This is a genomic window from Pseudomonas sp. CC11G (assembly GCF_056174845.1).
The window spans coordinates 103033-114290 of the sequence record NZ_JBWBZC010000014.1 but is presented as its reverse complement, the minus strand read 5'-3'; the positions used below and the strand labels follow the sequence as shown (position 1 = coordinate 114290).

10 protein-coding genes and 2 pseudogenes are annotated in these 11258 nt (G+C 60.0%); 5 read left to right on the top strand and 7 right to left on the bottom strand.

The annotated features are described in order from the left end of the window. Nucleotides 1–22: 22 nt before the first annotated feature. Nucleotides 23–232: pseudogene (locus AC0V2S_RS17560) on the bottom strand (winged helix-turn-helix domain-containing protein); the annotation flags it as partial. Nucleotides 233–432: 200 nt separating this feature from the next. Here AC0V2S_RS17560 and AC0V2S_RS17555 point away from each other — a divergent pair. Beyond that, nucleotides 433–1254, top strand: a pseudogene (locus tag AC0V2S_RS17555) (alpha/beta fold hydrolase). A 48-nt stretch (nucleotides 1255–1302) separates the two neighbouring features. Beyond that, on the top strand, nucleotides 1303–1872 hold the full coding sequence (locus AC0V2S_RS17550) for a cysteine hydrolase family protein (protein WP_475510851.1): 570 nt from the start codon (nucleotides 1303–1305) through the stop codon (nucleotides 1870–1872). Between the two features lie 316 nt (nucleotides 1873–2188). Here the strand turns inward: AC0V2S_RS17550 and AC0V2S_RS17545 are convergent, their stop codons facing one another. Continuing rightward, a complete protein-coding gene (locus tag AC0V2S_RS17545) occupies nucleotides 2189–2890 on the bottom strand; it encodes a class I SAM-dependent methyltransferase (RefSeq protein WP_475510850.1) in 702 nt (233 codons plus the stop codon). 105 nt (nucleotides 2891–2995) lie between these two features. Continuing rightward, entirely contained in the window at nucleotides 2996–4120 is a 1125-nt protein-coding gene (locus tag AC0V2S_RS17540) for a carboxylate-amine ligase (protein ID WP_475510849.1), read from the bottom strand. 182 nt (nucleotides 4121–4302) lie between these two features. Here AC0V2S_RS17540 and AC0V2S_RS17535 point away from each other — a divergent pair, with 182 nt between their 5' ends. Both AC0V2S_RS17535 and AC0V2S_RS17530 read left to right on the top strand, forming a co-directional pair. Continuing rightward, the gene (locus AC0V2S_RS17535) at nucleotides 4303–5736 is read left to right on the top strand and encodes an iron-containing redox enzyme family protein (protein ID WP_475510848.1); all 1434 of its coding nucleotides are present in this window, start codon (nucleotides 4303–4305) and stop codon (nucleotides 5734–5736) included. Nucleotides 5737–5745: 9 nt separating this feature from the next. After that, nucleotides 5746–6702, top strand: coding sequence for a methyltransferase (locus AC0V2S_RS17530; protein WP_475510847.1), 957 nt, complete (start codon nucleotides 5746–5748; stop codon nucleotides 6700–6702). A 61-nt stretch (nucleotides 6703–6763) separates the two neighbouring features. Here the strand turns inward: AC0V2S_RS17530 and AC0V2S_RS17525 are convergent, their stop codons facing one another. The 4 genes from AC0V2S_RS17525 to AC0V2S_RS17510 all read right to left on the bottom strand — a co-directional run bounded on the left by AC0V2S_RS17525 (nucleotide 6764) and on the right by AC0V2S_RS17510 (nucleotide 9754). Continuing rightward, on the bottom strand, nucleotides 6764–7240 hold the full coding sequence (locus AC0V2S_RS17525; protein WP_475510846.1) for a hemerythrin domain-containing protein: 477 nt from the start codon (nucleotides 7238–7240) through the stop codon (nucleotides 6764–6766). A gap of 484 nt (nucleotides 7241–7724) precedes the next feature. Next, on the bottom strand, nucleotides 7725–8699 hold the full coding sequence (locus AC0V2S_RS17520; RefSeq protein WP_475510845.1) for a lipid A deacylase LpxR family protein: 975 nt from the start codon (nucleotides 8697–8699) through the stop codon (nucleotides 7725–7727). 180 nt (nucleotides 8700–8879) lie between these two features. After that, complete coding sequence (locus AC0V2S_RS17515) at nucleotides 8880–9338, bottom strand: DNA methylase (protein ID WP_475510844.1); 459 nt, start codon at nucleotides 9336–9338, stop codon at nucleotides 8880–8882. A 134-nt stretch (nucleotides 9339–9472) separates the two neighbouring features. Further along, entirely contained in the window at nucleotides 9473–9754 is a 282-nt protein-coding gene (locus AC0V2S_RS17510) for a DUF3077 domain-containing protein (RefSeq protein ID WP_475510843.1), read from the bottom strand. Between the two features lie 455 nt (nucleotides 9755–10209). On the opposite strand from AC0V2S_RS17510, the gene AC0V2S_RS17505 reads away from it, so the two are divergent. Further along, entirely contained in the window at nucleotides 10210–11211 is a 1002-nt protein-coding gene (locus tag AC0V2S_RS17505) for an aliphatic sulfonate ABC transporter substrate-binding protein (RefSeq protein ID WP_475510842.1), read from the top strand. Nucleotides 11212–11258 lie beyond the last annotated feature (47 nt).

Sequence of the window (11258 nt, the reverse complement as noted above, 5' to 3'; positions counted from 1 at the left end):
GCCTCCAGGTGTTTTCCTCGACGATCCGGCCAGGCCAGACAGCCTTCATCAGTTCATCTTTGCTGACCACCTGGCCATTGGCTTCGAGCAGGGTGAGCAGCACATCGAAGGCACGGCCATGCAACTCCACGGCGTGGCCATCCACACGCAGCAAGCGTTTACCGGGGATCACTTCACAGGGGCCAAAGCGCAAAGGCGCTGGCGAAGTAGGGCCAGAAGTAGGGTGAGCCATCGCGCATCCTCGCGCAGGTCTGACAGGGAAAAGGTAAAGGCGTAACACACGCACAACACTTAACAGCCAAGCCCAAGGCCCTACAAGCAGCGACTCTTAAGATAATCACAAAATTCAGGATTCTTCAGGTTTTCTACAGGACCCTTTTTCCTGCGCTGGTTAGCCTCAATACCCCGGATAACCGCAAAAGGAGAGCGCCCATGGCCACCATCACAACACGCGACGGCACACAGATTTATTACAAGGACTGGGGCAGCGGCCCGGTTGTGGTGCTCAGCCACGGCTGGCCACTGAACGCCGACAGCTGGGAAGCGCAGATGTTCTTCCTCGCCAACAACGGCTTCCGGGTGATTGCCCATGACCGCGTGGCCACGGACGCTCCAGCCAGCCTTGGGACGGCAACGAAATGAACACCTACGCCGACGATCTCGCCCAACTGCTGGACCACCTCGACGTACGCGGCGCCGCGCTCTTCGGCTTCTCTACCGGCGGTGGCGAAGTGGCGCGCTATATCGGCCGTCACGGTACGGCGCGGGTGGCCAAGGCCGGGCTGATTTCTGCAGTGCCGCCGTTAATGGTGAAAACCGACGCCAACCCCGGCGGCTTACCGATCGCTGTGTTCGACGGTATTCGGGCCGGCTCTGTGGCCGATCGTTCGCAGCTTTACAAAGACATCGCCAGCGGCCCGTTCTTTGGCTACAACCGCCCCGGCGCCACCCCCTCGCAAGGCGTGATAGACGCGTTCTGGATGCAAGGCATGCTCGCCGGGCACAAAAACGCTTACGACTGCATCAAGGCCTTCTCCGAAACCGACTTCACGGAAGACCTGAAAAAATTCGACGTGCCGACCCTGATTCTGCATGGCGACGACGACCAGATCGTGCCCGTCGACGCTGCTGCCCGGGCTTCGGCCGAACTGGTGCGCAACGCCAAGCTGGTGATCTACCCGGCGCACCCCACGGCATCACCGATACCACAAAGACAAACTCAACGCCGATCTGCTGGCCTTTCTGCGCAGCTAACCCCCATCGCCCGGCGCATGGCCGGGCAACCTCACAAGGAGCGTCGCTATGAGCGCTAAAAAAGCATTGATCGTGGTGGATATTCAGAACGACTACTTTCCCGGCGGCCTGTGGACGCTAAGCAAGGTCGAAACCGCAGCTGCCAAGGCGGCCCAGGTAATTGCAGCGTTTCGCGAAAGTGGCGAGCTTGTCGTTCATATCCGCCACGAATTCACCAGCCAGGACGCACCGTTCTTCCGGCCAGATAGTGAGGGCGCCAAGCTGCACCCCAGCGTGATCAACCAGCCGGAAGAGCCGGTGGTGCTCAAGCACTTCATCAACTCTTTCCGCGAAACCGAGCTCAAACCCATCCTCGACAAGCATGGCATCGAAGAGCTGGTTGTGGTCGGCAACATGAGCCATATGTGCGTCCACGGCATCACCCGCGCGGCAGTCGATTTCGGCTACCGCACCACCGTGCTGCACGACGCCTGCGCCACCCTGGATCTGGAGTTCGACGGCGTGAAAGTGCCAGCCGCCCATGTGCACGCCGCGTTTATGGCAGCGCTGAGTTTTGGCTACGCGCCGGTGATTTCCACCGCTGAATACCTGGGCCAGCACGAGCAAGTGGCCGCCTAACCATCAGCCAAATTGTGGCGACTCAGCCGCTTCCACAGGAAAACACATCCTCTGTAGGAGCGGCTTCAGCCGCGATTGGCCTGGCCTGAAAAAGCCCAACACGCGCGCCTTAAACCTCAGGAAAAAATACTCCGCTTTCCAGCCATAGTGGCGAATCCGGGTGATTTCGCGGCGGCCGTAGCGCGTTAAGAACAGGCGTTGTTTCCCCGCAGCGCCACTGTTGCAGCGGAGACGGATATCAACCTCAAACTGTTTTTCAACGAGGAGGCGCCGCAGGGTCTGCTCGATAGGTTCGGTCAGCGCCTGGGCGAATAACTCACCGGCGCTGCGTGACCCACGCGCCCCAGAACAAGCTGCTGAAAAACCGCAGGCCGTCGGCAAAGCCGGCGTCTTTCAGCAACTGTTGCACGGCGGCTTCGCCGTGGGGTGGGTCGGCGCCTTGCAGAATCTTGCCGAGCTTGGCTTGCACTTCATCCGCGCTGGCGCCTTGTTGCCGCCACCGCTCGCCCCAGGCTTTAAGCAACAGCGGCTGGCTGGTGTAGGCATGGTGATTGGCGGCCACAATCAGCGGCGCGCCCGGCTCAAGGTGCGCATGGATGGCTCGCAGCAACTGGCGTTTGGGTTCGTCCTCGGGCACATGGTGCAGCACGCCGATCAGGGTGGCGGCGTCAAAGGTGCTGCCGGGCGGAAGATCATCGACAGTGCCAAGCAGCAGCTCAGTGCGTGCCAACAGATCGTTGGCGTGCAGGTGCTCACGTGCGGTATCCAGCATGGGGGGCGACGGGTCTACCGCCGTAAACAGCCAACTGGGTTCCAGTGCGGCCGTGCAGATAATCTCCTGCGCTGTGCCTCCCACGCCTACCACCAGAATGCGTTTAGGTTTACCGCTGCCCAGGCTTGCAGCCAGTACACAGGCGGCCAGTTCATGGCAGGCCTCGTAGCCGGCGAGGGCGATGCGGCTTTGGCGGCCGTATTCGTTGGCACGGTTGGAATCAAATTTGGCGGCGCTGTCGGTCACGGTGGCGTCCTGGCGGTGAGGAGGGCAGTCGTGCTCACTCTAGGGCAGGTCCAGCGATAACTAAAATTCTGTCTTTTTATGCAACGCATTCCTGGCTGGAATGATTTAAACGGCCAGCGTTTGATTACGCAGTTGATCCACCACGCCACTCAACGCTTCCAGTGGCGAAGCGCCGCGTTGCACACCGGCTTGGTAGCGTTGTAGCTGCTGGGTCGCGCTGTTGCCGGCACTGAGAATATGCCGGGCACGGGCGTAAACCCCCTCGTCTCCGCCGGCACGCGCGTGGTCACCAATCAGCGCCCAGGTTTTATCCAGCCAGCTTTCCAGGCTGATGCTGTGCTGGGTGCCCGGCTCGATGTAGGCGCTGTGGATGCCAAAGCGCTTGGCCCGCCAGCGGTTTTCTTTCAGCAGTTGCCGTTGCTGTGGTGTTTCGCTGGGGCCAGCGGCAGGGTTTTGCACCGCCCAAGTGACCATCGCGCGAAACAGCCCGGCGATGCACAGCGCGTCTTCCAGGTGCGGGCACGCATCGGTGATGCGCAGCTCCAGGGTCGGAAACTGCAACGCCGGGCGAATGTTCCACCACACATCGCTGCGGCTGCGCACGCTGCTACTGGCCACCAGGGCATCCACGTACTGCTCGTAATCGGCCTGGCTGGCGAAATGCTCGGGCATGCCCATGCGCGGCCATTCATCACAGGCGGCCTGGCGATAACTGTGCAACCCGGAAACACGTCCACCCCAGAACGGCGAAGACGCGCTCAAGGCCAGCAACATCGGCAACCACTGCAGCACCCGATTCATCACCACAATCCGGTCGCCCGGCACTCCCACATGAATATGCAAACCGGACAGCACGCTGCGCTGGGCGACCATCTGCATATCGTCAAACAGATCAACGTAGTGGGGCAGGTCAGTGCCTTGCTGCAAGCGCCATTGCGCCAGCGGATGGGTGCCAGCCGCGACGATGCCCAAGCCATGCTCTTCGCCCAGCCATGACAACGTTGTGCGCGCCTTGGCCAGGCAATCGCGGGCTTCGCTTTGGCTGCTCAGAATGGGCGTGACCAGCTCGATTTGAGACACAAACATCTCAGCCGCCACCATGTCTGGCAGGGCTTCACGGCACGCCGGCAAAAATGTCGGCGACGGCTGCCGGGCGAGCTCACGACTGGTGAGGTCCGACAGGAAATACTCTTCTTCGATGCCAAAATTCAGCGGCTTGATGGCGGCCATGGAGAGGTCCTTGCGCGCGTGCAGCAGTAAGCAGAAGACGCTAATGCACGAGCAGCGGTTCCACCTTTCGCCGCAGCGTTCCACGCGCCGGCTTACCGTTCAGCGTATTGGTGGAATCTTTGCGTACCGCGCTGGCTCCCAGCTTCATGCCTCTGCTGTGAGGTAATTGCCAGGAGTGCGCAATGTCCATCTTGAGTCTGGTCGATACGGAACATCTCGACTTCGCCACGCTTACACCCCACCGCGGTCCTGCCCAGGATTTATACGTCAAACTGCTCAGCCAGCCACAGGAGCATCTGGAAGACGCACGCGCGTTTCTTGATGGCCATTTGCGCCAAGCGGTCAGCTTACCGTGCGATTTACCGGACACCCCGCAGCAGCTGATGCAATGGGTGCGCGGCGGCGCCAGTCGTGTCACCTCGCAATACAACGCCTACCTGCAGGGGCGCAAAGAAGGCGAACCACGGCGCTATTTCTCCGGGCGTGCCCACGCCTTGTACTTTCTGCGCGCCGTGGCACCGACCAAACTGGTGGACGGCGCCTGGCTCTACAGCACGCTGCGCCATTGGCGCGAGGTCCGCTTGCATACGCTGGTGCAAACCTACCTAGAAGAGCTAGGCGACGGCGTGCCGCAGATGAACCATGTGCTGATGTACCAGCAGTTGCTGAGCAGCAATGGCTGCGAAGAACTGGCCTCCCTGGCCGATGAGAACTACCTGCAAGGCGCGCTGCAGCTGGCCCTGGGTACATTGGGGGAGCATTACCTGCCGGAAGTGATCGGCTACAACCTGGGCTACGAACAACTGCCGCTGCATCTGCTGATCAGCGCCTATGAACTGGATGAGCTGGGCATCGATCCGTACTACTTCAAGCTGCACGTCACCATCGATAACGCTGTCGCCGGGCATGCCCGTAAAGCCGTGCAAACCGTGCTGGATAATTTGCCGCAGATTGGTGATGCCACCGAGTTTTACCAGCGTGTACGCGACGGCTATCAACTCAATGAACTGGGTCTTAGCTCCACGGCAGCGGTCCAGCGCTTCGACCTTGAGCACGAGTTGTTAGCGATGCTGGAAAGCAAGCGCTCACTGGCCGGGCATGTGCATTCGGACTACTGCCGCATCGAAGGCCGCACCGTCAACGAATGGCTGAGCGGGCCCGAACCGATTCGAGGTTTTCTCGCCGCGCTGCAGAACCGCGGTTGGATCGTGCGGCACCAGGCGCCGGACAACAGCCGCTTCTGGCATTTGGTGCAGGGGGAGGGGGCGGCCATGTTCGGCGTGTTCACGCCCTATGAGTTGCAGGTGCTGCACGACTGGATCGCTGGCGATTGGCTGCTCGACCATAAGCCAACCTACGTCGCCGCTGGCGTGCCGGCTCAAACCGATGCTACGCGGCGCATGCGTGCAGCCCATCGGCGCGTCGACCCGGCAGGCCTGGGCGAGCTCGCCCCGAACAGCGATATCGACTGCGAGCAATACGCCCTGGCAGAAGAGCTGGCGGCACTGACCACCGAGGCTCGGGAGCGTCGGCTTCTGGACCTGGCCGGCCCTGCGACGCATTGCACGCCTGCCGGTTTGATGGCCACGCGCATCCTCTCCACCTTGGTTCGCTAGGAGCGTGGTATGAGGCTAGAGGTGAAAACCAGCTGGGCCGGTGAACGTGCAGCGCTGCTCCAACTGGGGCAAGCGCTGGAGAAACTGGGTTACTCCTTCACCACCGTCACACCGCTGACCCACGCACGGGTCAACGCGCGACCCGGCAATGAATTCGCCGAGCACCTGCGTGATGTATTCGGCTGGAGCAGACCGTTCAGGAACGAGGTGCTGGACGACTCGATGCTGACCTCGTTGAAAGAGGCCAACAGTCTTCAAACACAGGGCGAGGCATGGGCCAGTGCGGTGCGCTGGTCGACGTTGCACGGGCAGCTATTCGTGCATTCACGTTTCCCGACCCAGGAGCAGGACGCGGTATTTTTCGGCCCCGACAGTTACCGTTTTATTCAGGCGCTATTGGCTCATCTGCACGACGAGCCGCGCGAGCACCTGCGCATTGCCGACATCGGCTGCGGCGCGGGTGTCGGTGCGATCGTGGCAGCAGTCGAACGACCGCACAGCGAGGTGTGGGCGCTGGATATCAACCCTCAGGCGCTGCTCTACACCGAGGTGAATGCGCAGCTCGCCGGCACGGCGAACGTGCACGTTTTGCACAGTGATCTGTTAAATGGGGTGGAGGGTGAATTCGACCTGATCATCGCCAACCCGCCCTATATGGCTGACGCCGAACAACGCGCTTATCGCGACGGCGGCGGCGAGCATGGTGCGGGCCTGTCCATTGCCATCGTCGAGGCAGCGCTGAATCGTCTGGCACCGGGCGGCACCCTTTTGCTGTACACAGGCGTGGCGATGTTCGAAGGCGTAGATCCGTTTCTCACGGCTGTAAGTGCGCAGTTGCGGGCCAGCCGTTTTGGATGGCAGTACTGGGAGATGGACCCGGATGTGTTTGGCGAGGAGTTGCTCGAACCCGAGTATCGCCGGGCGGAGCGTATTGCAGCAGTGGTGCTGCGCGTAACCAGACCTTGAAAGGCCGAGGCTGAAACCTCCTCAAACGTGGGGAGGTTTCAGCCTCGCTGTTTACCTGTCGTCAGGCAGCTTTACGCTGTTGCAGCAGTTCATTCTTAAGTGACGCTTTGCGCGCTTCCATCTGGGCACCCAGCTCTTTGAGTTGCGCAGCCGGCAGCAGCTTTTTCGCCTCTTTGAACATCGACTCTTCCTCCTCCTCGATATGGTGCTCAAGCAGCTCTTTGAGCACCTTCGCGCGTCCAGAGAATTCGACGCTATCGGGCTTGGTGGTTTTCAGATGCGGCAGCACCAGGGAGTCAACGGCGCGATGCTCTTCGATGGCTTCGAAGTACATTTTGGCCTGTTCTTTTTCGCCGGCTTTCTTGTAAGCCGGGTAGAAAATCTCTTCCTCGATATGCGTGTGCACGTACAGCTCGAGTTCGAGTTTATTGATCAGCTCCACGCGCTTTTTTACTGCACGTTCAGTGGTGGCGCTAAGTTGTTCCAACAGATCCAGCACGACTTTATGGTCGGCTTTAAGCAGGTCAATCGCATTCATGGGGTGCACCTCAAGACTAATCAGGTCGGGATGGTCGCGATCTTTGCCGCGCCTTAAAAGTTGACTGGCGCGTTGCTGAACTAGTTCGAGGTGTTTGCCCAACGGTAGGCTCGCCATCATTTCTCGGCAGGTGGGTGCTCGTCAGGCTCCTGCCGCTGCGGGTTCGGCGCATTGGGGTCCTTGCGTTCAGCACTTGCTGAATGGGCCACACGGAGCCGGGATCTTCGTTGCCGGGGTCGTTGATGGCGTCGTCAATCGGGTCGTTATCGGTCGGTTTGTTCACGGTGAACCTCAGGGTAAGGGGGCAGGGCAGTACCTACAGAGGACTGCGCTGACTGCGGGTTAGTGCAGTTTCTCGACGGACCGTCTGCGGGTTGTGACTGCCGCGCACCTTTCAGCTGACCACTATCGAAGTGGCGTACGCAAAAAAAAACCGTGCACCCGAAGGCACACGGTCTTTTGCAGCGAACCGCAGTAACGCGAGTTACAACGCGGTAGAGATCGTCAGCGAACCGAACTGGTCATGGCCGCTCTGCTCGTCGAATTCACGGGTACGCCACACGTTGGCGAAACTCACCTGCCAGCGATCCCACGTCAGTGCAAGGCCTACCTGGGCATCGCCTACGAGGTCTTCGCGGTCCACGGAGGGGCTGTCGTGCCAGGTGTTGCCGTCCAGCAGCATGTTTTGCGCCATATAGCGGCCTTCCAGGTTGGCAAACACAAACCAGCCAAAGCCACCGTCCGGCTTGAAGTACTGCACGCCGCCAGAACCCGGCGTTACCGAAGACTGGCTAAGGCTGCGGGATAGGCCCTGGCCGATGCGCACGCCGGCGCCGGTGGACAGGTAGGTGTAAAGATTGCCGACGGCACCGCCAACGCTTGGGCCGTATTCGGTCTCCAGGCCGCCGAGGCTGTCTTGCATCCACCAGCGTTTTTCATAGCCCAGGTTCAGGAACGGTTCGTTGGTCAACTGGTGATCCCAGCCTTCGGCCTTTTTACTGCCGGTGGCTTTGTGCACCCAGCGTTGCGATTTCTCGCCGCCGGCACCTTGGCCCACCAGGCCAACGTCGACGGTAGCGGTATCGGTCACGCGGTAACCTTGTTCCTGGGTCGCTTTAAACAGTGACACGCCGCCGAACAGCATGCCGGCATAAGGGCGATCATCGGTTTGCAGTTCTTCTACGTCGATGTCTTCGGGCGTGTACAGCTGCTGGCCAAAGCGGTAGGCGCTGTAGGTGAGGTCGCTCGACGTCCAGCCGGGAATCAGGTTGGCCAGGTCGCGGGTCCAGTGGTCTTGCTCCGGCTCGAAAGCCCAGTAGCCTTCCAGGCCGCTGGTGTAGTGGCCGTCGCGGCCGCCAGTGAAAATATCGTTATCAACTTTCAAGGTCAGCACTTCGGCATGGGCACTGGCGGTAAACAAAGCGGAAACCAGCAGTGCCTGAATGGCGTTTACTTTCATGCGAACTCCGTGCGCGCGTGGACTTTTTTATGGTCGGCCTTTTCAACCAAGGCTCACGGCATAGATAGCGAACCGGCACGACCGTTCAAGGAATATTTTCAAATTCGTTACAAGCTGCGGTTTAGAGCGGTTAAACCCACAGTGGCACGGGTGGGGGCGCATGAATTTCTGGGTGGAGCGTTACGTCAGCTCCGTACCCGGAAACAACGCGGGCGCTGCATCGCGCATAAAAATCTCCACGGCTTTGGGCCCCATGCCATGGAAGGCGAACAACCGTTTGGCAAAGTCTTCAGCGTCGACGCTACGGTCACGCATGGTCGTAACCTTGCCGTCGTAGTCCTCAAGAAGCGATTTGCCCAGCCTCACCAGGCGGTCGGCAGTGGAGTGGTCGTACCGCACGTAATGCGCTTGGCCGAGCAGGCCAACCAGTGCGGCTATGTTGGCGTTGGCGAGTTTGCGCGGCGTGTCGTAATGGTGCTCTTCCACGATGATCTGGTAAGCGCGCCAGGCAATGGTTTGCTGAATGGGTTTGGCAAATAGCAAACAGGCCACCAACCATTTGAACAGCGCCTTTTCATCGCTCTGGGCCATCTCGTTAGCCAGGCCCAACTGCCGCGCAACAATATGTACTTTTTCCATGATCGGGCTCCCTACACGAGTAGGTTGGTTGCTGGCGATTGAGTTGCTGTAGGGCTGCCATCTCAGCCTTCCTTCCATGCCCTGAACCCCAACGGAAGAGTCCGTCAGGGTTCATACGTTCCAGCAACAGCCGTTTATTGCAACGTACGCTCATACTCCGCCAGCCCTTCCGAGCTGGCGTTTATCAGCGCGCGGGTCATGTCGGTGAGGTATTGCAGGCAGTTGGTCTGGATATCAGCGCCGAGGTTTTCCCGGTTGAGTACTACGCGTTCGGTGCAGTCCAGCAGGATGCAGGCCTGTTCCAATGCGAGCTCCACCGGCACGCCTGGTCGCACCGTGAACAGGTGATGGCCGTCGGTCTTGAGGAAGTTTCGGGAAGTGGTGACGATTGCGGATTTAGCGGGTAGGTCTTGCATGGTGTACTCCAAAAAATATTTTGGTCCCGTCCTGATGAAGGACGCGGCAGGGCTCCAGAAGTGCATGCGGACGTCTAAATCCGTATCTAACGACGGCGCCTATCTTATGGAGGTATGCAGGGGCTTTCTGGCGGCTGGATACGAGGAGTTGTAGGCTGAGTAATCACGGGAGGGTTCCGATGTCATGCACGAGCTGCCCTTTACCAACAGCCGCTCGTGCAACCCGCGCTGTTGTTGCCCGAACAACTGTTGCTGCAGCAACACCTGATCAGCACGCTGTTGCCGCAGTGACAGCAGCCATTCCCTCCATTTCTCACCAAACCCGCGCCACAGCGAGCTTCTGCCGTTTGGCATGACTGCTGCATTATTCCTTGCGAATAGCGATAGAAGGCTTGGTCCTACATTTAAGGAATAAGCAAAGAACCATCGCGCCCGCCCAAGCAAGGAGTTTTGCCATGAGTTCCACCCCGTTCCGTCCTGGCCGTCTGGCTCGTTTCTTCACTGCAGCCAGCCTGGCGCTTGCGGCAACGTTGGCGCCTTCGGCCCAAGCGGCCGATGCCTTGCCTAAAGAGCTGCGCCTGGATTACGCCTACTACTCGCCGACCAGCCTGGTGCTGAAGCATTTCGGCTGGCTGGAGCAAAGCGTGGGCGAGGGCAGCAAGGTGACCTGGACCCTCAGCCAAGGCAGCAACCGCGCGCTGGAGTACCTCAATAGCAACAGCATCGACTTCGGCTCCACCGCAGGCCTGGCCGCCGTGCTGAGCCGCGCCAACGGCAGCCCGATCAAGACTGTGTATATCGCCAGCCGTCCGGAATGGACCGCGTTGGTGGTCGCCAAGGACTCGCCAATCAAGACCGTTGCCGACCTTAAGGGCCACAAGATTGCTGCCACCAAAGGCACCGACCCATACCTGTTTACCCTGCGCAGCCTGGAGCAAGCCGGCCTGAGCAAAGACGACGTGGAACTGGTGCACCTGCAACACGCCGATGGCCGTACAGCGCTGGAGAAAGGTGATGTCGACGCCTGGGCTGGCCTCGACCCGCTGCTGGCTGCCAGCCAACTGCAGGCCGGTTCGCGCATCCTGTATCACAACGTGAATTTCAACAGCTACGGCGTGATCAACGTCACCGAGAAGTTTGCCAAGCAATACCCGCAAGCCATCGACAAGGTGATCACCGCCTACGAAAAAGCGCGCAAGTGGGCGCAGGAAAACCCCGAAGAGTTGGCGCAGATTCTGTCGAAGGAATCGGGCCTGCCGCTCGACGTGGCCAAGCTGCAATTGCAGCGCACCGACTTCAGCAACTCGCAGCCCGGTGCTGAGCACATTGCTGCGCTGAAAGCCGCCGCACCGATTTTGGTGACCGAAGAGCTGGTGCGCAAAGGTGTGGACGTGAACGCCGTGGTGGATCAGTTGATCGATCCGACGTTCAGCAAGCAGGCCATTGCTGCCAAATAAGTACCCCGTTGTGAAGGCGTCCGCGGCTTGCCGCGGATTTGCCGTTT

Bases quoted from the DNA above. Each gene is read 5' to 3' on its own strand.
- AC0V2S_RS17550 (WP_475510851.1), top strand. From the start codon at position 1,303: ATGAGCGCTAAAAAAGCATTGATCGTGGTGGATATTCAGAACGACTAC.
- AC0V2S_RS17540 (WP_475510849.1), bottom strand. From the start codon at position 4,120: ATGGCCGCCATCAAGCCGCTGAATTTTGGCATCGAAGAAGAGTATTTC.
- AC0V2S_RS17535 (WP_475510848.1), top strand. From the start codon at position 4,303: ATGTCCATCTTGAGTCTGGTCGATACGGAACATCTCGACTTCGCCACG.
- AC0V2S_RS17530 (WP_475510847.1), top strand. From the start codon at position 5,746: ATGAGGCTAGAGGTGAAAACCAGCTGGGCCGGTGAACGTGCAGCGCTG.
- AC0V2S_RS17525 (WP_475510846.1), bottom strand. From the start codon at position 7,240: ATGAATGCGATTGACCTGCTTAAAGCCGACCATAAAGTCGTGCTGGAT.
- AC0V2S_RS17520 (WP_475510845.1), bottom strand. From the start codon at position 8,699: ATGAAAGTAAACGCCATTCAGGCACTGCTGGTTTCCGCTTTGTTTACC.
- AC0V2S_RS17515 (WP_475510844.1), bottom strand. From the start codon at position 9,338: ATGGAAAAAGTACATATTGTTGCGCGGCAGTTGGGCCTGGCTAACGAG.
- AC0V2S_RS17510 (WP_475510843.1), bottom strand. From the start codon at position 9,754: ATGCAAGACCTACCCGCTAAATCCGCAATCGTCACCACTTCCCGAAAC.
- AC0V2S_RS17505 (WP_475510842.1), top strand. From the start codon at position 10,210: ATGAGTTCCACCCCGTTCCGTCCTGGCCGTCTGGCTCGTTTCTTCACT.